The organism is Janthinobacterium sp. BJB301 (assembly GCF_002735685.1).
GTDB classification, from domain to species: domain Bacteria; phylum Pseudomonadota; class Gammaproteobacteria; order Burkholderiales; family Burkholderiaceae_D; genus Janthinobacterium; species Janthinobacterium lividum.
In genome coordinates this window covers 2,599,845-2,619,432 of record NZ_PDZJ01000001.1, presented here as the reverse complement: position 1 = coordinate 2,619,432, position 19,588 = coordinate 2,599,845, and the positions used below count along the sequence as shown (strand labels likewise).

Genomic DNA, 19,588 nt, shown 5'->3' with positions numbered 1-19,588 from the left:
ATCAAGCCAGGGTGGCGGCGAGGAGGTTGCGCAGATTGCAGTCGCGCTGCCAGTCGCGCCGCTCCTGCGTGCTGGTGGCCAGCGCCGCCAGTTCAGCCGCGCTGAGCGCCTGCTGCGCCTGCACCATGCGGTGCGCCAGGCCGCCGTCGGGCAGCACGGTGCCGAAGAAGGCCACGTTGTCCTCGTGCTGGATCAGCAGGGTGGGGAAGTTGTCGATGTCGAGGTCGCCCACCACGTCGGCCTGGTCTTCGATGTCGACCCAGACGAAGACGGTGTCAGGATGGCGCGCGGCCAGTTCCTCGAATGTGGCGCGGTAGCTGCCGCAAGTGCCGCACCACAGCGCGCACAGGCAGGCCACCGTCCAGCGCGGGCCGGCCAGGGCTGCCGCGACGTCGGCGCGGTTATCGGTCGTGAGGGTCAGGCTGTGCATGGTCGTATCTGGTTAGTAGGGCGATGGGCGCCGGGCGCCCGATGCGCGTATTCTACCGCGCCCGGCCACCGCAGTCCCGGGAATGCATGGGCTTGTTTATCCGTGTTTTTTGATGCAATACACCTTTCTGGTGGATAATGCTGGATATTGCGCGCTGATTACGCTGGTCCATGCTGTTTCCTGGCCCCGCAGCCTGACCCCTCCAGTCTGTTTTCATGCCCTGCCCGGTGTCAGCGCTCCCGCCTTTATTTATTTTTATTATGGAATTAGCCAGCTTATGTTGAGTTACCGCCACGCCTTTCACGCGGGTAATCACGCCGATGTGTTGAAACATTATGTGCAGATTCAGTTGTTGCAATATCTGAATCAAAAAGATACCGCCTATAGTTATATCGATACCCACTCCGGCGCGGGTGTGTATGCGCTCGACGGCGGCTATGCGTCGAAAAATGCCGAGTACGAAACGGGCATCGCGCCCCTGTGGGACCGCACGGACTTGCCGGCCTCGCTGGCCGAGTACATGAAGCTGATCAAGGAAATGAATCCGAGCGGCAAGATGCGCTACTACCCGGGGTCGCCGTACTGCGCGGACAAGGTCAGCCGCGAGCAAGACCGTCTGCGCCTGTTCGAGTTGCATCCGGCGGACGCAAAGATTCTGGCCGACAACTTCCGCAAGGTCGAGGCGCATGCGCTGGCGCAGGGCGAGCGTCCTACCGTGCGCGGCAAGCGCGTGCTGATCACCAAGGCGGACGGTTTCCAGAGCCTGAAAGCCCTGCTGCCGCCGCCATCGCGCCGCGCGCTGGTGCTGATCGACCCGCCATATGAAGACAAGATGGATTACCGCAAGGTCAAGGACACCCTGGCCGACGCCCTCGTACGCTTCCCTTCGGGCATGTATGCCGTCTGGTACCCCGTGCTGCAGCGCATGGAATCGCGCCAGTTTGCCGACAAGCTCAAGCAATTGCCCAGCTCGGACTGGTTGCACGTGACCCTGACGGTCAACACCCCGTCGCCGGACGGTTTTGGCTTGCACAGCAGCGGCATGTTCATCTTGAACCCGCCGTACACGCTGGAGCCGATGTTGCGCGAAGTCATGCCGTACCTGGTGAAGGTGCTGGGCCGCGACGATGGCGCGAAGTTCGTATTGGAAACGGGCAAGGGCGGACAGAAAAATACCGGTACCCGTCGCGTGTAGTGACTGTCGTAGCGGGGTAATGCAAACGCCACGGTGCATTTGACCGTGGCGTTTTTTTTATGGGCGGGGGATTACTGTCCCAGCAGCAGGAACACGGTCGGTTTCTTGTGGAAGTCAGGTGCCTTGCCGGCAGCCAATTGTTTCTTCCATTGGCCGCCATTCCACGTTTGCACGCTTTCCGTTTCCAGGCTCAGGTCGGTGGCAACGCAGATCAGGGTCGACGGCGCGCATTGCGCCACCAGCGCGTCGAGCATGGCCGCATTGCGGTACGGCGTTTCGATGAACAGCTGGGTCTGCTTTTCCGTGCGCGAACGCACTTCCAGTTCCTTGATGCGCTTGGCGCGCAGGGCCGCATCCGTGGGCAGGTAGCCGTTGAAGGCGAAACTTTGGCCGTTCAAGCCGCTGGCCATCACGGCCAGCAGGATCGACGACGGCCCCACCAGCGGGCGTACTTTAATGCCGTGCTGATGCGCCAGGCGCACCAGGTCGGCGCCGGGGTCGGCCACGGCGGGCACGCCCGCTTCCGAGACGAGGCCCGCATCGCGCCCCGCCAGCAGGGGCGCCAGCAAGCCGGCCAGCGCTTGCGCCGGGGTATTCACGTTAAGTTCGGAAATCGTGATTTCCTGCAGCGGCTTGGCCAGCGGATGCTGGTTGCCGATCAGTTTCAGGAAGGCGCGCGCCGTCTTGGCGTTTTCTGCCACGAAATAATCGAGCTGCGACGTGATCTGCCGTACTTGCTCTGGAATGATGTGGGCCAGCGGGTCGGCCGGGCTGTCGGACAGGCCGAGGTGGTTGGGAATCAGGTACAGGGTGCCGGTCATATTGTTATTGTCGGTATATTCAATGAATTAAAGGGTGAAAAACGCGACGCCCGCCTTGCGCAGCATGCCGGTGAGGGCGATCAGCGGCAAACCGGTCAGGGCGGTCGGGTCGGTGCTGTCAATGCGCTCGAGCAGGGCGATGCCCAGGCCCTCGTTCTTGGCGCTGCCGGCGCAATCGTACGGCTGCTCGATGCGCAGGTAGGCATCCAGTTCGGCATCGGACAAGTCGCGCACGGTGACGAGGGTCTGGATATCTTCCACTTGCGCCACAGGCGGACTCTGGCGACCGTCGAGCAGGCACAGGGCCGTGTGGAACACGGTCTGGCGTCCGCGCATGGTTTGCAGCTGCAGCAGGGCTTTGGCATGGTTGCCCGGCTTGCCGATCTGCGCACCGTCCAGGGTGGCGACCTGGTCGGAGCCGATGACGAGGCTGCCAGGGTGGCGGTCGAGTACGGCCTGCGCCTTTGCCTGGGCCAGGCGCAGGGCCGTGGCGCTGGGGCTTTCGCCTGGCAGCGGGCTTTCGTCGAGATCGGGAACGGCGACCTCGAAAGGCAGGCGCAGGCGTTCCAGCAATTCCTTGCGGTAGGTCGAACTCGATGCAAGAATCAAGCGCAATGGGACGGAAGTTGGTATCATTCGGTAGTGGATGGCGGCCGGCATGGCCGCGCTGGTCGATGTCAGTGGAATTTCACGCAAATTCCAGGGCGCAGAGCCCACAACTGAGGCTCCATGCGGCATGACGGTGTTGATGAAGTTGTCATGTTTATGGCAATGATTGCGTCAAAAAAGATGCTTAGCCTTTGACTCCGTGCTAAAAACCCTGTTATTATCGCAGGTTTTCCGGGGAAATTTTCTACCAATGAATGCTTTTGTGATCGACGCCTTTGATTTTTGTCGTATCAGCGGGAGCCGCGAGGGTGTAACTCCTGTCGCTGAAATGACCCGGTTGACCAAGGATTGTGCAGATAGTTCCGGCGAGATCGCCTGGAAGATCGTCGGCGGCACCAGCAAGCTGGGCTACCCACAACTGACCTTGTCGGTCAACGGCACCGTTCAGCTGGTTTGCCAGCGCTGCCTGACTCCGTATGCTTACGCAATTGATTCGACGACCACTCTGATGCTGGGCAAGGATGACGAGCACGCGGACGAGATCGAAGAAATCATCAACGATGAATCGATCGACGTGATCGTCGGCAGCCGCAGCATGGATGCCGCGGCCCTGATCGAAGATGAAGCCTTGCTGGCCCTGCCGCAGGTACCCAAACACGACGTCTGCCCCGATACGGCGCAGCTCGATGCTCTCAAGACTGAAAAGAAGTCGCCGTTCGCGGCCCTGAAAGACTTGAAGCCAGAATAAGTTAAGAGAATAAGTAGTAGTGGTAGTTTGTAGGGGGCCTCAAAAACCGTAGCGAGCGGTCAGCGCAGCAGGTTTGTGAGGCTCCGCTTAGAGAACGTGTCAAACGCGTGTAGTAATCGAGTATGGCAAGTGTAGTGAAATGTAATTGTAATAAACGATGTCGGTCCGGGCTATTTTCGGGTAGTCTTTGCCGCTGGGATACTCGATTCGCATGTATTTGCTAATCGATTGTGCTAAAATTTTAGAACTTATGTATTAGGAGTCATCATGGCAGTTCAACAGAACAAGAAAACCCCTTCCAAGCGCGGCATGCACCGTTCGCACGACTTCCTGGTCGCGCCGCAATTGAGCGTCGAGCCAGTTACTGGCGAAACACACATGCGTCACCATATCAGCCCTAACGGCTTCTATCGTGGCCGTAAAGTGTTGAAGACCAAAAACGACGAGTAATCGACGTTTTTGTTGGGTAAGATGAAAGCGGTGTTGCGTGGTTATTCGGCGTGGCGCCGCTTCTTCTTTTTTATCGGCTGCAATTCATCTTGCGCACCCGTCATTTTGAATCAAGCTTGCTCAGGCGGTGCATGACATGCTGCGCCCTGCATATGCTCCAGTCCGATTCACATCTTGCCGCACGCCCGCAGCGGTATTGAATCAACACAAATGACAATCAAAATTTCTATCGACTGCATGGGCGGAGATCACGGTCCCTCAGTCACTATCCCCGCAGCAATTTCCTTCGTAAAACATGAGCCTGAAGCTGAACTGATCCTGGTTGGATTGGAAGACGTGATCCGTGCCGAACTGAAAAAACATAAAGCCGACACGCATCCGCGCCTGTCGGTATTGCATGCCTCCGAACAAGTTACCATGGACGATCCCCTGGAAGTGGCCCTGCGCCGCAAGAAGGATTCCTCCATGCGCGTGGCCATCGAACAGGTCAAGAACGGCGTGGCGCAAGCCTCCGTTTCCGCCGGTAATACGGCAGCCCTGATGGCCGTCTCGCGCTATGTATTGAAAACCATGTCCGGCGTCGACCGCCCGGCCATCTGCAGCATCTTGCCGAATCAAAAGAACGGTCCCACCTACATGCTGGACTTGGGCGCCAACGTCGATTGCGAACCGCATCACTTGCACCAGTTCGCCATCATGGGTTCCGTGCTGGTGTCCGCCATGGAAGGCATTGCACGCCCGACGATCGGCTTGCTGAACGTGGGCACGGAAGATATCAAGGGCAATGAAGTGGTGAAACTCACCTCGAAGCTGCTGCAGGCCGACCACGAGCGTGGCGCGCTGAACTTCTACGGCAATGTGGAAGGCAACGATATCTTCAAGGGCACGACCGATATCGTCGTCTGCGACGGTTTTGTCGGCAATGTCACCCTGAAAGCCATCGAAGGCCTGGCGCGCTTCATGAAAGACGTGCTCACTTCCGAATTCAAGCGCAATCCGATTACCATGCTGGGCGCGCTGATCGCCCGCGGGGCCCTGAAAGCCATCGGCAACCGTTTGAATCCATCGCGTTACAACGGCGCCAGCCTGCTGGGCTTGCGTGGCCTCGTCTTCAAGAGCCATGGCAGCGCCGATGCCTATTCGTTCGAATGGGCCTTGCGCCGCGCCTTTGATGCGGCAAAAAATGACGTGCAAGCGCACCTGGCCAGCCTGATCGCCGAGCTGATGCCGCGCACGCCAGTACCGGACGAACCTACATCAACAAGCTCTACCATTTAGTGGACGGGTATTTGCATGACTGTTTTTAGCAAAACTTACAGCAAAATTATCGGTACCGGCAGCTACTTGCCGGAGAAGCGCGTCACCAACCAGGATTTGACCGAACAGCTCGCCGCCAAGGGCATCGAGACGTCGGATGAATGGATCGTGTCGCGCAGCGGCATTTCGGCGCGCCATTACGCGGCGCCGTCGCAAAACTCCTCGGACCTGGGCGTGGAAGCGGCCAAAAAAGCCCTGGAAATGGCTGGCCTGAACGGCAATGACCTGGACTTGATCATCGTTGCCAGCTCGACTCCCGATTTCTTCGGCAGCTTCCCCAGCACGGCCTGCATCGTGCAAAACAAGCTGGGCATCACGAACAACTGCGCTGCCGTCGACGTGCAAGCCGTCTGCAGCGGTTTCGTGTATGCGGTCGCCACGGCCGACAGCTTCATCCAGTCGGGCATGCACAAGAATGTGCTGGTGATCGGCGCCGAAGTGTTTTCGCGCATCCTCAATTTCGACGACCGCGGCACCTGCGTGCTGTTCGGCGACGGCGCCGGCGCCATCGTCATGACGGCCTCCAAGGAGCCGGGCATCCTGGCCACCAAGCTGCACGCGGACGGCCGCCACTCGAACATCCTTAGCGTGCCGGGCAGCCTGGCTGGCGGCGCGCTGGACGGCAGCGCCTTCCTCTACATGGATGGCCCGGCCGTATTCAAGCTGGCCGTGTCCGTGCTGGAAAAGGTCGCGCACGAAGCGCTGGAACACGCCAACATGACGTCGGACCAGATCGACTGGCTGATCCCGCACCAGGCGAATATCCGCATCATGAACAGCACGGCCAAGAAACTTGGCTTGCCGCTGGAGAAGATGGTTGTTACCGTCGACCAGCATGGCAACACCTCGGCCGCCTCGATCCCGCTGGCGCTGGACATCGCCGTGCGCGATGGCCGCGTCAAGAAGGGCGACAACGTCATGATGGAAGGCGTGGGCGGCGGCTTTACCTGGGGCGCCGTGCTGGCGCGCATGTAATCCCGCAACACTATTAAAAAAACGGAGTCGACATGACACAATTTGCATTTGTTTTCCCAGGTCAAGGCTCGCAAGCGATTGCGATGCTCGACGGTTTCGCCGGCAACCCCGTGGTTGCGCAGACCGTTGCCGAGGCGTCGGACGCCCTGCAATTCGACCTGGGCAAGCTGATCGCCGAAGGTCCGAAGGAAGAACTCGATCTCACCACCAATACGCAGCCGGTGATGCTGACGGCGGCCGTGGCTTTCTATCGCGCCTGGCTGGCGGCCGGCGGCCCCGTGCCGACGGTCGTGGCCGGTCACAGCCTCGGTGAATACTCGGCGCTGGTCGCCGCCGGCGTCATCTCCTTCAAGGATGCCGTGCCGCTCGTGCGTTTCCGCGCGCAAGCCATGCAGGAAGCCGTGCCCGTCGGGCAGGGCACGATGGCTGTCGTGCTGGGCTTGTCGGATGACGACGTGCGCGCCGCCTGTGCGGAAGCGGCGGCGGAAAACCCGGCCCTGGTGGTCGAGCCCGTCAATTTCAATGCGCCAGCACAAGTCGTCATCGCCGGCCATACGGCGGCCGTCGAGCGCGCCTGCGAACTGGCCAAGGCCAAGGGCGCCAAGCGCGCCATGAAGCTGCCCGTCTCCGCGCCATTCCACTCGTCGCTGCTGAAGCCCGCATCGGACCGTTTGCGCGAATACATGGCCGGCTTGACGTTCTCGGCGCCGCAGATCGCCCTGATCAACAACGTCGACGTGGCCATCGTCAACGATGTGCCCGGCATCAAGGATGCACTGGTGCGCCAGGCAGCCAGCCCCGTGCGCTGGGTGGAAACCATGCAAAAAGTGGCGGCCGACGGCATCACGCAAGTGATCGAGTGCGGTCCGGGCAAGGTCCTGATGGGCCTGGCCAAGCGCATCGATCCGGTGCTGGTGGGCGACGCCATCGTTGACCAGGCCTCGCTGGAACGCATTTTGACGCAGCTCAAATAAACATCAGACCGCGGCAGCCTGCCTGCCGCGGTTGCTCTTAAGGATACTCATGAATTTAGCAAATCAAGTCGTGCTGGTCACGGGCGCCTCGCGCGGCATCGGCCGCGCCATCGCCACCGAACTGGGCAAGCAGGGTGCCACCGTGGTCGGCACCGCCACCTCGGAAAGCGGCGCGCAAGCCATCACCGATTACCTGGCCGCCGAAGGCGTGACGGGCAAGGGCCTGGTCCTGAACGTGACCGATGCGGCGCGCTGCGCTGCCGTCGTCGATGAGGTGCAGAAAACCTACGGCAGCCTGTCGATCCTCGTCAACAATGCAGGCATCACGCAAGACCAGCTGGCCATGCGCATGAAGGATGAAGAGTGGGACAGCGTCATTTCCACCAACCTGTCGGCCGTCGGCCGCCTGTCGCGCGCCGTGTTGCGCGGCATGATGAAAGCCAAAACTGGGCGTATCATCAATATCACGTCGGTGGTGGCTTCGTCGGGTAATCCTGGGCAAATGAATTACGCGGCGGCCAAGGCCGGCGTGGAAGGCATGAGCCGCGCCCTGGCGCGCGAAATCGGCAGCCGCAACATTACCGTGAACTGCATCGCCCCGGGTTTCATCGATACCGACATGACCAAGGCGCTGAGCGAAGAGCAGCACGCGGCCCTGTTGACGCAAATTCCCCTGTCCCGCCTGGGCAAGCCGGAAGACGTGGCAGCGGCGGTGGCCTTTTTGGCTTCGCCGCAAGCGGCGTATATCACGGGCACGACGCTGCACGTGAACGGTGGAATGTACATGAATTGATGTGAAAGCTAGACGGGGCGGGCGTTTGTGGCATGATTCAACGGCCGTTTTTGTCTATAATCGCATCTTTTAGCAGCAGCTTCGGTCGAATTAGCAGCAGACACCGAAATTAGTATTCGGACGCGCAAACCTGATAAAATGCGCGCACTTTCCGTAACACACACTTTGGAGCCATAACATGTCGGATATCGAACAACGCGTTAAGAAAATCGTCGCTGAGCAACTGGGCGTTGCAGAAGCAGACATCAAAATCGAATCCTCCTTCGTCGACGATCTCGGCGCCGATTCCCTGGACACCGTGGAACTGGTCATGGCCCTGGAAGACGAATTCGAAATGGAAATCCCTGACGAACAAGCTGAAAAAATCACCACCGTGCAACAGGCGATCGACTACGCCACTGCACACGTCAAGGCCTAAGCCTGTCTGACCGACTTCAGGAGAATCGCTTGAGCCGTTCTAAAAACCGTCGTGTTGTTGTCACCGGCCTGGGCTGCGTTTCACCTGTCGGCAATACTATTGCCGAGGCGTGGGGCGCAATCATTGAAGGTAAATCCGGCATTGCCACGATTACCAAGTTCGATGCACTGCCATTCACCACGCATTTTGCTGGTGAAGTCAAAGGCTTCAATATCGAAGAGTACATCTCCGGTAAGGAAGCCCGCCACATGGATACCTTTATCCATTACGGCATGGCTGCAGGCATCCAGGCGATGCAGGATTCCGGTCTGGAAGTCACTGAAGAGAACGCCGAGCGTATCGGCGTGATCATCGGTTCCGGTATCGGTGGCTTGCCGCTGATCGAAGAGACCAAGTCCGAGTACGAAAAGCGCGGTCCGCGCCGTATCTCGCCATTTTTCGTGCCTGCCTCGATCATTAACATGATCTCTGGCAACCTTTCGATCAAATATGGTCTGAAGGGCCCGAACCTGGCGATCGTTACAGCGTGTACCACCGGTTTGCACAGCATCGGTGCCGCAGCGCGCATGATCGAGTACGGCGATGCCGACGTCATGATCGCCGGCGGTGCTGAATCGACCGTGTCGCCACTGGGCCTGGGCGGTTTCGCTTCGGCGCGTGCCTTATCGACCCGCAACGACGATCCGGCAACGGCATCGCGTCCGTGGGATACCGACCGCGACGGCTTCGTGCTGGGCGAGGGCGCTGGCGTCATGGTGCTGGAAGAGTACGAGCACGCGGTGGCCCGTGGTGCCAAGATCTATGCCGAAGTGCATGGTTTCGGGATGAGCGCAGATGCTTATCACATGACCTCGCCGCTGGAGGATGGTAGCGGCGGCAGCAAATCGGTGATCGCGGCCCTCAACAACGCTGGCTTGAACGCGGATCAGATTCAGTACCTGAACGCGCACGGCACGTCGACCCCGCAAGGCGACGTGGCGGAAGTGATGGGCATCAAGCGCACCTTCGGCGAGCACGCCAAGAATCTGGTCGTCAACTCGACCAAGTCGATGACGGGCCATTTGCTGGGCGGCGCGGGCGGTCTGGAAGCGGTGTTTACGGTCCTGGCATTGCACCATCAGGTGTCGCCACCGACCATCAACATCTTCAACCAGGATCCGGCTTGCGATCTCGATTTCTGTGCCAACACGGCGCGTGATATGAAGATCGATTATGCAGTGAAGAATTCGTTCGGCTTCGGCGGAACGAATGGCACGCTGATTTTCGGTAAAGCGAAATAAGCAGGAACTTTCAAGCGCTCGCTACGGTCAAACTGTAGTGAGCGCTGATTCGGCGCCAACGTTCGTTGGCGCCTGAATTTGCCCGGCATGGTGCCGGCGCGCCTTTTTTTTCCCATGAAGTATGTCGATCGCGGTAGCGGCTGTTATTCGCACGCCTGTCTGTTTGCGCCTGTTGCAAGCGGTGCTGGGGTTGTGCGCGGTGCTGGCCGCCTGGCCCTTGAGCGGTGCGTGGCGCGCTGCGGCCCTGTCCGGGTCTGCTTCCGGCCCTGGTCAGCTGGTGGGCGGCTACGCGCTGGGCTGGAGTGCTGCGCTGCTGAGCGCTGCTGGCGGCGTGTTTTTGCTGGCTTTGCTGCGCCGGCGCAGAAAGCCGCAGGCGCTTGATATTTCGCCGGTTGGCCAGGTGCGCCTGGCGGTATATCTGGAGCATGGCGAGGTGCCAGGGGCTATTGCTGACGGGGGAGCGGAGCCGGCCGGGCCGGGGCCTGTGGCGGCACCGGGGCTGCGCCTGTTGCCGGGCTCGACCTTGTGGTCGTCGCTGCTCGTGCTGTGCCTGGCCGATGCTGCCGGGCGGCGCACGGATGTGCTGGTGCAGCGTGGCGGCAGCTGCGCCGCCTTCCGTCCGCTGGCCGTGGCTTGCCGGGCGATCGCGGCGCGGAACAGGGAAGAATAAAAGTGCGGCGAACACTGAACTTCTTGCAGCGGGCCAACTCTATATCCATACAGGCGCCCACGCTGCATGACTACAGGGACATCGGGCGTGAGGACAGAGCGCGAGTATGATCAGTTGCTGGTCGAGCGGGTACAGGCTGGCGACAAACGGGCATTTGATGTGCTGGTATCGAAATATCAGCGCCGCTTGATGCGCCTGGTGTCGCGCCTCGTGCATGACCCGGCGGAGGCCGAAGATGTGGTGCAGGAAACCTTTATCAAGGCCTACCGGGCGCTGCGCCATTTCCGCGGCGAGGCTGCCTTTTATACGTGGTTGTACCGCATCGGCATCAATACTGCCAAGAATTATCTCGTCACGCAGGGGCGGCGCGCCGCCACGTCCAGCGATACCGACGCCGAGCAGGCGGAGTCTTTCGATGACGGTAATAAATTGCGCGATAACAATACACCCGAATCGGTGCTGGCCAGCAAGCAGATTGCCGCCACCGTCAATGCGGCCATGGATGTGCTGCCCATCGAGTTGCGCACGGCCATCGTGCTGCGCGAGATCGAGGGCCTGAGCTATGAAGAAATATCGGAGATCATGGCGTGCCCCATCGGCACCGTGCGCAGCCGGATTTTTCGCGCGCGCGAAGTGATTGCGGAGAAATTGAAGCCATTGCTGGACATGCCAATTGACAAGCGCTGGTAATCTGGGGAGTATGAGGTTGGCATGGCTGCGTCCGTTTTTCGCACCGACCCTCTTGACATGGCAGGATCCATCATGGATACGCACACACGATTGCACGAGACTATTTCCGCGCTGGCCGATGGCGAGCTGGCGGCGAACGAACTCGAACTGGCTTTTGCCGCCCTCGATACGCCATCGGGACGGCAAGCCTGGGATGCCTATCGCCATATCGGTGACGTGCTGCGCTCGGAGCAGTACGGCCATGCCTTGAGCGCCCAGTTCGATGCGCGCCTGGCCAGCCGCCTGGCCACCGAGCCGGCGCCCGATGAGCCGGCTGCCCATGCGGAACCGCTACCACCCCTTGCCGCCGGCATCGTGCCGCCGGGCGCGGCCGAACCGCTGGAGGCGGGGCCGCTGGCGCAGCGCTAGCTGTCGCGTTTTCCATCTTATGCCAGGCTTAACGTTCCTGTCGCCCTCTTGACACTGGCCTTCGGTACGATTGACACTGTGCACAGGCAATATCTTGCTTTTGCGATATATTGTTTCATTATTTGCCATGCGCGCTGTCAGGTGGGTTTGCCCCTGGTTTTCCGTCATGACGGCCAATCATGCGCGCAGGCAATTGCCTGATCCGCGTTTTGATCCGTTTTACCGTTTATATATACTCGAAAAGATCCTTTCCATGAAAAAAAACATGTGTGCCGCCAGCAAGTCGTTTTCAGTGAAGACGCTTTCCGCCTTATTGTTCGGTACGGCTGGCGTCTTCCTTGCTCCCACCATGCTGGGCCTGGCGCCACAGGCGCAGGCCGCCGTGCCTTCCGTGAAACTGCCTGATTTTTCGGACCTGGTCGATGCCGTCGGCCCGGCCGTGGTGAATATCCGCACCACCGAGCGCCTGAAAATGGGCGCCGCCGGGGCTGGCGTGGGCGGCCAGGATGAGCAGGAAATGCAGGAATTCCTGCGCCGCTTCTTTGGCGGCGCCATGCCCACGCCGCGCCAGCAGGCGCCACGCGGCGGCCGCCGCGCCGTGCCGCAGGAGCAGGAAGTGCAGCGCGGCGTCGGTTCCGGCTTCATCATCTCGGCCGATGGCTATGTGCTGAGCAATGCCCACGTGGTCGATGGCGCCGACGAGGTGTACGTGACCTTGACGGACAAGCGCGAATTCAAGGCCAAGGTGATTGGCGCCGATGCGCGTACCGACGTTGCTCTGCTGAAAATCGAGGGCGGCAACCTGCCGCGCCTGACCATTGGCGACTCGGACAAGATCCGCGTGGGCGAGTGGGTCATCGCCATCGGTTCGCCGTTCAACCTGGAAAACACGGTGACGGCCGGCATCATTTCCGCCAAGTCGCGCGACACGGGCGACTACTTGCCGCTGATCCAGAGCGACGTGGCCGTCAACCCCGGCAACTCGGGCGGTCCGCTGATCAATATGCGCGGTGAAGTGATCGGCATCAATTCGCAGATCGCCACCTTGTCCGGCGCCTACAATGGCATTTCGTTTGCCGTGCCCATCGATGAAGCCATGCGCGTGGGCGAGCAGCTGAAAAAGACGGGTAAAGTTGTGCGCGGGCGCATCGGCGTGCAGATCGGCGAAGTGAGCAAGGATGTGGCGGAATCGCTGGGCTTGCCGAACGCCAAGGGCGCGCAAGTATCGATGGTGGAGCCGGGCGGTCCGGCCGACAAGGCGGGCATCAAGCCGGGCGATATCATCCTGAAATTCAACGGTGCTCAGATCGAGCGTTCGTCCGATCTGCCGCGCCTGGTAGGCGGTGCCGCCGTCAACGGCAAATCCACGATAACGGTCTGGCGCAAGGGCGCGCAGCAGGATATTCCCGTCACCGTCGTCGAGCTGGAAAGCGAGAAGACGGCGAAGAAGGGCGCCAAGGAGCCGGAAGCGCAAGCCGTCAATGCACTGGGACTGAAGGTCAGCGACGTGCCGGCCGCGAAAAAGCTGGAATTGAAGATCGACGCGGGCGTGCTGGTCGACGAGGCGGATGGCGTGGCGGCCTTGGCTGGCCTGCAGCCTGGCGACGTGATCTTGCAGTTGAATAACGTTGCCGTGAAAGACGCCAAGCAATTCAACGCCCTGGTCGCCAAGCTCGATCCGAAAAAGACATCGGCCGTGCTGGTGCGCCGTGGCGACGTGGCGCAATTCGTTTCGCTGCGTCCATCAGCGAAGTAACTATGTGATCATCCCGCATTCCGGCCGCAGCCGGGATGCGGTATTCTTCCCGCTATGCACTTCACCCTCTATTCCCGCAGTTATTGCCATTTATGCCAGGATATGCTCGATGCCTTGCTCCTGCTGCAGCTGCCTGAAAAACCGTTTACCGTGGACGTGATCGATATCGATGCCTCGCCAGATGCCTCGCTGCTGGCCCGTTTCGATGAACTGGTGCCGGTGCTGTTTGGCGACCTGGCGCAGCCCGAGCTATGTCATTATTTTCTTGACGAAGCGGCTGTGCGGCGCTGCCTGGCGTAGCTTAACTGTCAATATTGACACTGCAATGCACCATTCTGGTGCCGAAAACAGCCGAAAATGTCGGCTCGCCCCGGTGCCGGCCTCATAAGACGGGCTTTCTACTCTGAAATCCGGTAAAATGGGGAGGTCGAAAAAGCTACTGTCCGAGGCAGCAGCTTCTGTCGCTTCAAAAGCGCTCGCCTGGGCATGCAGATGTCCTGCTCGGAGCGCTTTTTTTCATCATGAGTGGGGCGCCCGGTTTTGGCCCTGTTTGGCCCGAGCATGATCCCCATGATTCCTGTTAAAGCAGTGTCGTCAACTTCGCACTTATATTAGTTAATGAACAACATACGCAATTTCTCCATCATCGCCCATATTGACCACGGTAAATCGACCCTGGCTGACCGCATCATTCAATTGTGCGGCGGCTTGTCCGACCGCGAGATGGAGGCGCAGGTGCTCGATTCGATGGATCTGGAGCGCGAGCGCGGCATTACCATCAAGGCGCAAACGGCGGCCTTGCACTACAAGGCGCGCGATGGCCAGATCTACAATCTGAACCTGATCGATACGCCAGGCCACGTCGACTTCAGCTATGAAGTGTCGCGCTCGCTGTCGGCGTGCGAAGGCGCGCTGCTGGTTGTTGACGCGTCGCAAGGCGTGGAAGCGCAAACGGTCGCCAACTGCTACACGGCGCTGGACCTGGGCGTGGAAGTGGTGCCCGTCCTGAACAAGATCGACTTGCCGAACGCGGATCCTCCGAGCGCCATTGCCGAGATCGAAGACGTGATCGGCATCGACGCGGGCGACGCCGTGCATTGCTCGGCCAAGACGGGCTTCGGCGTGCTGGACGTGCTCGAGCAGCTGATCGTCAAGGTGCCGCCACCGAAGGGCGACCCCGATGCGCCGCTGCAGGCGCTGATCGTCGACTCCTGGTATGACGCCTATGTGGGCGTGGTCATGCTGGTGCGCGTCATCAACGGCACCCTGAAACCAAAAGACAAGATCCGCCTGATGGCCACCGATTCGGTGCAGCTGGTGGAAGACATCGGCGTGTTTTCGCCCCGTTCGCAATCCTTGCCGCAATTGTCGGCAGGCCAGGTGGGCTTCATCATCGCCGGCATCAAGGAATTGAAGGCGGCGAAAGTGGGCGATACCGTCACCCTGGCCAACCGTCCTGCCGCCGCGCCATTGCCCGGCTTCAAGGAAGTGCAGCCGCAAGTGTTCGCCGGCCTGTTCCCTGTGGAAGCGAACCAGTATGACGCGCTGCGCGACTCGCTGGAAAAGCTGAAACTGAATGACGCGGCCCTGATGTACGAGCCGGAAGTGTCGCAGGCGCTGGGCTTCGGCTTCCGCTGCGGTTTCCTGGGCTTGCTGCACATGGAAATCGTGCAGGAACGCCTCGAGCGCGAATTCGACATGGATCTGATCACGACGGCGCCAACCGTGGTGTATGAAGTGATCCAGCGCGACGGCACCATGATCAACGTCGACAATCCGTCGAAGATGCCCGATCCGTCGCGCATCGAGGAAGTGCGCGAGCCTATCGTCACGGTCAATCTGTACATGCCGCAGGAATACGTGGGCTCCGTGATCACCCTGTGTATCGGCAAGCGCGGCATCCAGATGGACATGAGCTACCACGGCCGCCAGGTCAAGCTCGTGTATGAAATGCCGATGGCCGAAATCGTGCTGGACTTCTTCGACCGCCTGAAATCGACGTCGCGCGGCTATGCCTCGATGGATTACGAGTTCAAGGAATACCGCGCGGCCGACGTGGTCAAGGTCGACATGCTGATCAACAGCGAAAAAGTCGATGCGCTGGCGATTATCGTCCACCGCTCGAACAGCCAGTACCGTGGCCGCCAGGTGGCTGCCAAGATGCGTGAACTGATCCCGCGCCAGATGTTCGACGTGGCCATTCAAGCGACCATCGGCGCCAACATCATTTCGCGCGAGAACGTGAAAGCCTTGCGCAAGAACGTGCTGGCCAAGTGCTATGGCGGCGATATCAGCCGCAAGAAAAAATTGCTGGAAAAACAAAAGGCGGGTAAGAAACGCATGAAGCAAGTGGGTTCCGTGGAGATCCCGCAAGAGGCATTCCTGGCAATTTTACAAGTGGATGGTTAATCAATGAACCTGCAAGTGATTTTAGGAAATTTCGCTTTAATCCTGTTCGTGCTGATGGTGTTGACGGGCCTGGTCTGGTGCCTGGATGTGTTTTATCTGTCCAAGCAGCGCCGCAAGGCGGCCGACCGCGCCCTGGCCGAGTTCGACGCACGCCAGTCCAAGCTGGCCGCCGAGGGCATCAAGTCCGATGCGGGCGGCAGCCGCGCCAGCATCGAGGCGGCCCTGTTGCGCCAGCCGACCTGGGTCGAGTATTCGGGCAGCTTTTTCCCCGTCATCGCGCTCGTGTTCTGCCTGCGCTCGTTCCTGTACGAACCATTCAAGATCCCGTCGAGCTCGATGGTGCCGACCTTGCTGGTGGGCGACCTGATCCTGGTGAACAAGTTCACCTATGGTATCCGTTTGCCGATCGTCAACAAGCGCATCATTGAAGTCAACGATCCGCAGCGCGGCGACGTGATGGTGTTCAAGTATCCGAAAGATATGTCGCAAGACTATATCAAGCGCGTGATCGGTGTGCCCGGTGATAAAATCACCTATGAAAACAAGCGCTTGACGGTCAACGGCAAGGAAGTGGCCTACACGCCGCTGGACGACTACCTGGACGATGAAAGCACGGTCTACCACAAGCAGCTGGAAGAAAACCTGACGGGCGTGAGCCACCGCATCCTCAACGACGAGCCTGCTCCAACGTTGAACTTGCGCGAAGTGAAGGATTTCCCGCACAAGGATGCGTGCAACTACAACGAAGACGGTTTTACGTGTGTAGTGCCACAAGGCAATTACTTCATGATGGGCGACAACCGCGACAATAGTGCGGACAGCCGCTACTGGGGCTTCGTGCCGAACGAGAACATCGTCGGCAAGGCTTTCCTGGTGTGGATGAACTTCAGCAATCCGAAACGCGTGGGCGGCATACACTAAGCCGGTCTGGTCTGTAAAAGACCAGCCATGGCTGTCGCGCCGATTCCCCGCGTGGCGGCCAGCCGAATTACTCAGATGACACAGAAACAACAATGAATCTTCAGCTATTGCAAACCCGTTTAGGCTATACGTTCCAGGATGCTGGCCTGTTGCAGCAAGCCTTGACGCATCGTAGCCACAGCAGTTTGCATAATGAGCGGCTGGAATTCCTCGGCGACTCCATCCTCAACTGCGTGGTCGCTTCCATCCTGTACGAACGCTTCAAGTCCATCGACGAGGGCGACCTGTCGCGCCTGCGCGCCAATCTGGTCAAGCAGCAGTCGCTGTATGAAATCGCGCAAAAGCTGGAACTGTCGCAATTCCTGCGCCTGGGCGAAGGCGAACTCAAATCGGGCGGCTTCCGCCGTCCATCGATCCTCGCCGACACCCTGGAAGCCTTGCTGGGCGCGATTTTCCTCGACACGGGCTTCGATGCCGCCAGCACGGTGATCCGCGCCTTCTACATCCCCATCCTCGATTCGGTCGATCCGCAAACCCTGGGCAAGGATGCCAAGACCCTGCTGCAGGAGTTTTTGCAAAGCAAGAAAATTTCGCTGCCACAGTACAACGTGGTGGCCACCCACGGCGCCGCCCACAGCCAGGAATTCGAGATCGAATGCCTGGTGCCGAAATTGAACATCCAGGTCTACGGCCGTGGCGGAAGCCGCCGCGCCGGTGAGCAAGCCGCCGCCAAACTGGCGCTGGACGTGGCCGAGCAGGCGCTGTTGAAGTCGCCTGCCGCCAGCCGCAAGCCCAAACCGCGCGCCGCCCAGCTCAAGCTGGCCGGCATTGCCACCATCCAGAGCGACGACGCGCAAGCTCCTGCAGCCCCGGCGATCGCCGCTCACACTAAACAGAATCGACACTAGCATGACAGCCACCAAAATGCCCGACAACTTCCGCTGTGGCTATATCGCCATCGTGGGCCGCCCCAACGTGGGCAAATCGACCCTGATGAACGTGCTGATCGGCGCGAAGGTCAGCATCACCTCGCGCAAGGCGCAAACCACGCGCCACCGCATCACGGGCATCCAGACGGTGCCGGACGCGCAGTTCATCTACGTCGACACGCCAGGCTTCCAGACGCGCCACTCGAACGCGCTGAACAAGACGCTGAACAAGACCGTCACGAACACCCTGATTTCCTCGGACGTCATCCTGTACGTGATCGAAGCGGGCACGTTCGGCCCGGCCGACCAGCAAGTGATGGACCTGTTGCCGAAGGAAGTGCCATGCATCCTCGTCATCAATAAATCCGACCGCGTGAAGGACAAGGCCGTACTGCTGCCATTCGCGCAAAAGATCGCCGCCATGCGCGACTTCGCCGCCATCGTGCCTGTTTCCGCCAAGCTGCACTTCCAGCTGGAAGGCTTGCAGAACGAAATCAAGCGCTTCTTGCCGGAAAACCAGCCGATCTTTGGACCGGACGACATCACGGACCGCAGCGAGAAATTCCTCGCCTCGGAAATCGTGCGCGAAAAACTCTTCCGTTTCGTGGGCGACGAACTGCCGTACACGAGCACCGTGCTGATCGAGAAATTCGAGCAGGAAGGCGATCTGCGCCGCGTGTTTGCCGCCATCCTGGTCGAGCGCGACACGCACAAGTCCATGATTATCGGCAACAAGGGCGCGCGCCTGAAGGAAGTCTCCACCCAGGCCCGCCTGGATATGGAAAAGCTGTTCGGCGGTCCCGTGTACCTGGAAATCTGGGTCAAGGTCAAGTCGGGCTGGGCCGACAACGAGGCGGGCTTGCGCGCCTACGGCTACGAGTAATCCGCAACCCGGGGGCGACGCCACACGCATGAGCACCACCACGCCAGCGCTGCACCATCCTGCGCCAGCTTCACCTGCTGTTTCCGCACCTGTCCCCGCGCCGGTGGCCATCGCGCCGCCGGCCGTACCTCCCACAGCACCCCGGCGCAGCCGTCCGCCCACGCGCGACGGCCGCATCACGGGCCAGCCAGCCTTTGTGCTGCACAGCTACCCGCATAAAGAAACCAGCCTCATCGTCGACGTGTTTACGCGCGAGTACGGCCGCATCGCGCTCGTTGCCAAGGGCGCCAAGCGGCCCCATTCGCAGTTGCGCGGCGTGCTGCAGACCTTCCAGCCGCTGCAAGCGGGCTGGACGGGCAAGTCCGAGCTGCGCATTCTCACCGGTGCGGAATGGGTGGGTGGTATGTTGCCGCTGGAAAAGACTGCCTTGCTGTGCGGCTTTTATTTGAACGAATTGCTGGTCAAATTGCTCGCGCGCGACGACCCGCATCCCGTCCTGTTCGACCACTACGTTGCTACCTTGAATCAACTGGCGCACAATGAGCCGCCGCCCATCGTGCTGCGCAAGTTCGAGCGCGCCCTGCTCAAGGAAACGGGCGTGGCGGCCGACCTGACGCGCTGCACGGGCACGCGCCAGGCCGTCGAGGCGGGGCAGGTGTACGTGGTCGACCCGGAGCGGGGGCCGCGCCCGGCGCGCGCCGCCGACGCCTGGCCCAGGATCACGGGCAAGACCTTGCTCGACATGGAGCGCGAAGATTATCTTGACGTGGCCACGCAGGCGCAAAGCAAGCTGCTGATGCGCTTTTTGCTGGCCCATCAACTGGGCGGCGCCACCTTGAACACGCGCCAGATACTGATTGATTTAATGCAGCTGTAGCTGAAGTTTGCAGCAGGACAGCACTTTACGGATAC

At 60.2% G+C, this 19,588-nt stretch carries 22 protein-coding genes; 19 read left to right on the top strand and 3 right to left on the bottom strand.

Annotation, left to right across the window (positions count from 1 at the left end; all coding sequences use genetic code 11):
* Window position 1 precedes the first annotated feature (1 nt).
* Window positions 2-430: a thioredoxin family protein gene (locus CSQ91_RS11565; RefSeq protein WP_099388309.1), complete on the bottom strand. Its 429-nt coding sequence runs from the start codon at window positions 428-430 to the stop codon at window positions 2-4.
* A 277-nt stretch (window positions 431-707) separates the two neighbouring features.
* Here CSQ91_RS11565 and CSQ91_RS11560 point away from each other — a divergent pair, with 277 nt between their 5' ends.
* Complete coding sequence (locus CSQ91_RS11560) at window positions 708-1,625, top strand: 23S rRNA (adenine(2030)-N(6))-methyltransferase RlmJ (RefSeq protein WP_034749665.1); 918 nt, start codon at window positions 708-710, stop codon at window positions 1,623-1,625.
* Between the two features lie 71 nt (window positions 1,626-1,696).
* On the opposite strand, the gene CSQ91_RS11555 is transcribed toward CSQ91_RS11560, so the two are convergent.
* Together CSQ91_RS11555 and CSQ91_RS11550 are read right to left on the bottom strand one after the other, a co-directional pair.
* Window positions 1,697-2,446: an SAM-dependent methyltransferase gene (locus CSQ91_RS11555; protein WP_099388308.1), complete on the bottom strand. Its 750-nt coding sequence runs from the start codon at window positions 2,444-2,446 to the stop codon at window positions 1,697-1,699.
* 27 nt (window positions 2,447-2,473) lie between these two features.
* Entirely contained in the window at window positions 2,474-3,082 is a 609-nt protein-coding gene (locus CSQ91_RS11550; protein ID WP_099388307.1) for a Maf-like protein, read from the bottom strand.
* A gap of 223 nt (window positions 3,083-3,305) precedes the next feature.
* Between CSQ91_RS11550 and CSQ91_RS11545 the strand changes: the two genes are divergently transcribed.
* The 18 genes from CSQ91_RS11545 (at window position 3,306) to recO (ending at window position 19,553) form a co-directional block, all read left to right on the top strand.
* Window positions 3,306-3,803 (top strand): YceD family protein, encoded by a 498-nt coding sequence (locus CSQ91_RS11545; RefSeq protein ID WP_034779242.1) that lies wholly within the window; start codon window positions 3,306-3,308, stop codon window positions 3,801-3,803.
* Between the two features lie 267 nt (window positions 3,804-4,070).
* Window positions 4,071-4,253 (top strand): 50S ribosomal protein L32, encoded by a 183-nt coding sequence (rpmF, locus tag CSQ91_RS11540; RefSeq protein WP_034749653.1) that lies wholly within the window; start codon window positions 4,071-4,073, stop codon window positions 4,251-4,253.
* A 210-nt stretch (window positions 4,254-4,463) separates the two neighbouring features.
* On the top strand, window positions 4,464-5,531 hold the full coding sequence (plsX, locus tag CSQ91_RS11535; RefSeq protein ID WP_034779241.1) for a phosphate acyltransferase PlsX: 1,068 nt from the start codon (window positions 4,464-4,466) through the stop codon (window positions 5,529-5,531).
* A gap of 15 nt (window positions 5,532-5,546) precedes the next feature.
* Window positions 5,547-6,545: a beta-ketoacyl-ACP synthase III gene (locus CSQ91_RS11530; RefSeq protein ID WP_034779239.1), complete on the top strand. Its 999-nt coding sequence runs from the start codon at window positions 5,547-5,549 to the stop codon at window positions 6,543-6,545.
* Between the two features lie 32 nt (window positions 6,546-6,577).
* Complete coding sequence (fabD, locus tag CSQ91_RS11525) at window positions 6,578-7,519, top strand: ACP S-malonyltransferase (RefSeq protein WP_099388306.1); 942 nt, start codon at window positions 6,578-6,580, stop codon at window positions 7,517-7,519.
* 49 nt (window positions 7,520-7,568) lie between these two features.
* On the top strand, window positions 7,569-8,312 hold the full coding sequence (gene fabG, locus CSQ91_RS11520; protein ID WP_034749638.1) for a 3-oxoacyl-ACP reductase FabG: 744 nt from the start codon (window positions 7,569-7,571) through the stop codon (window positions 8,310-8,312).
* Window positions 8,313-8,490: 178 nt separating this feature from the next.
* Window positions 8,491-8,730: an acyl carrier protein gene (gene acpP / locus CSQ91_RS11515; protein WP_008449912.1), complete on the top strand. Its 240-nt coding sequence runs from the start codon at window positions 8,491-8,493 to the stop codon at window positions 8,728-8,730.
* A gap of 29 nt (window positions 8,731-8,759) precedes the next feature.
* Complete coding sequence (gene fabF, locus CSQ91_RS11510) at window positions 8,760-10,010, top strand: beta-ketoacyl-ACP synthase II (RefSeq protein ID WP_070280213.1); 1,251 nt, start codon at window positions 8,760-8,762, stop codon at window positions 10,008-10,010.
* A gap of 121 nt (window positions 10,011-10,131) precedes the next feature.
* Window positions 10,132-10,680 carry a hypothetical protein gene (locus CSQ91_RS11505; protein ID WP_180278403.1) on the top strand — a complete coding sequence of 183 codons (549 nt, stop codon included), beginning with the start codon at window positions 10,132-10,134 and terminating at the stop codon, window positions 10,678-10,680.
* A gap of 66 nt (window positions 10,681-10,746) precedes the next feature.
* Window positions 10,747-11,370 carry an RNA polymerase sigma factor RpoE gene (gene rpoE, locus CSQ91_RS11500; protein WP_070280215.1) on the top strand — a complete coding sequence of 208 codons (624 nt, stop codon included), beginning with the start codon at window positions 10,747-10,749 and terminating at the stop codon, window positions 11,368-11,370.
* A 72-nt stretch (window positions 11,371-11,442) separates the two neighbouring features.
* On the top strand, window positions 11,443-11,778 hold the full coding sequence (locus CSQ91_RS11495) for a sigma-E factor negative regulatory protein (protein WP_099388304.1): 336 nt from the start codon (window positions 11,443-11,445) through the stop codon (window positions 11,776-11,778).
* A gap of 253 nt (window positions 11,779-12,031) precedes the next feature.
* On the top strand, window positions 12,032-13,534 hold the full coding sequence (locus CSQ91_RS11490) for a DegQ family serine endoprotease (RefSeq protein ID WP_070255333.1): 1,503 nt from the start codon (window positions 12,032-12,034) through the stop codon (window positions 13,532-13,534).
* A gap of 54 nt (window positions 13,535-13,588) precedes the next feature.
* Window positions 13,589-13,834 carry a glutaredoxin family protein gene (locus tag CSQ91_RS11485; RefSeq protein ID WP_099388303.1) on the top strand — a complete coding sequence of 82 codons (246 nt, stop codon included), beginning with the start codon at window positions 13,589-13,591 and terminating at the stop codon, window positions 13,832-13,834.
* A 318-nt stretch (window positions 13,835-14,152) separates the two neighbouring features.
* Window positions 14,153-15,943 carry a translation elongation factor 4 gene (gene lepA, locus CSQ91_RS11480; RefSeq protein WP_034749621.1) on the top strand — a complete coding sequence of 597 codons (1,791 nt, stop codon included), beginning with the start codon at window positions 14,153-14,155 and terminating at the stop codon, window positions 15,941-15,943.
* A gap of 3 nt (window positions 15,944-15,946) precedes the next feature.
* A complete protein-coding gene (lepB, locus tag CSQ91_RS11475) occupies window positions 15,947-16,864 on the top strand; it encodes a signal peptidase I (protein WP_034749618.1) in 918 nt (305 codons plus the stop codon).
* A 92-nt stretch (window positions 16,865-16,956) separates the two neighbouring features.
* On the top strand, window positions 16,957-17,772 hold the full coding sequence (rnc, locus tag CSQ91_RS11470; protein ID WP_034749615.1) for a ribonuclease III: 816 nt from the start codon (window positions 16,957-16,959) through the stop codon (window positions 17,770-17,772).
* A 1-nt stretch (window position 17,773) separates the two neighbouring features.
* Complete coding sequence (gene era / locus CSQ91_RS11465; RefSeq protein ID WP_034749612.1) at window positions 17,774-18,676, top strand: GTPase Era; 903 nt, start codon at window positions 17,774-17,776, stop codon at window positions 18,674-18,676.
* 28 nt (window positions 18,677-18,704) lie between these two features.
* A complete protein-coding gene (gene recO, locus CSQ91_RS11460) occupies window positions 18,705-19,553 on the top strand; it encodes a DNA repair protein RecO (RefSeq protein ID WP_070280219.1) in 849 nt (282 codons plus the stop codon).
* Window positions 19,554-19,588 lie beyond the last annotated feature (35 nt).